Genomic DNA, 1,000 nt, shown 5'->3' with positions numbered 1-1,000 from the left:
CGGTACCAACTGAGCCATCGCACATTGCTAAAATTTCTGCGACTTCGTCATCGGTTAGGTAACGCCATTTACCATTTGGAATACCATCTAGAGAGATGTTCATGATGCGTACGCGGCGAAGTTTAAATACTTCGTAGCCGAGTGCTTCACACATACGGCGGATCTGACGGTTTAGGCCTTGCGTCAAAACAATACGGAAAGAGAACTTGGTTTCTTTCGTAACTTTACAAGGGAGTGTTACGGTATCGAGGATTCGAACACCGCTCGACATCTGTTTTAGGAATTCGTCCGTAATTGGCTTGTCGACACGCACCACGTATTCTTTTTCGTGGTTGTTACCAGCGCGCAGAATCTTATTTACGATGTCGCCATCGTTAGTCAAGAAGATCAAACCATCCGAAGGTTTGTCGAGTCGACCAATTGGAAAAATACGCTTTTTGTGACCGATGAAATCGACGATATTGCCGGGGATATCACGCTCAGTCGTACAGGTGATGCCTGTTGGCTTGTTGAGGGCGATATAAATCGGCTTTTCTTTTGAAGCGACAGGCTTGCCATCAACACAAACGTCGTCACCAGGTAGTACTTTGGTGCCCATTTCTGGCTGTTTGCCGTTAATGGTCACTCGACCTTCTTCGATCAGTTTATCGGCAGCGCGACGTGAGCAAAAGCCCGTTTCGCTGATGAATTTATTTAAGCGTTTCGCGTTGTCTTGTGACATATCGGTCTCCTAACGTTTCACAACGGCGGTGAATTTGATGACCCTTCCCGCAAGTGGGAAGGGGAAATAAGGTCGGGCATTCTAGCACCGAGGAGAAACTTAACCTAACCGTTTTTGATGACGTTCGCGGTTTTCTAGTTTCTTGTCTGCGCTTTTTCTTAGCAATACATAAACAGCACCACTGCCACCGTGAAAGCGTTGTGCACTGTGCACGCATTGCACTTCTTTTATTTGTTGTAACCAACTGCTGACGAAGCTTTTCATTAATGCTGGTGGATT

Annotated in this window: 2 protein-coding genes; both read right to left on the bottom strand. The window is 46.3% G+C overall.

The window, feature by feature from the left end; translation table 11 throughout:
• A partial coding sequence (rluF, locus tag R7O12_RS27250; RefSeq protein WP_318127167.1) for a 23S rRNA pseudouridine(2604) synthase RluF occupies nt 1-721 on the bottom strand: 721 nt, incomplete at its 3' end.
• 99 nt (nt 722-820) lie between these two features.
• Nucleotides 821-1,000: Smr/MutS family protein (locus R7O12_RS27245; RefSeq protein ID WP_318127166.1), on the bottom strand; the 180-nt coding region annotated here is incomplete at its 5' end.

This window comes from Vibrio sp. Vb1574 (assembly GCF_033338675.1).
This window is presented reverse-complemented; position numbering and strand designations above follow the sequence as displayed.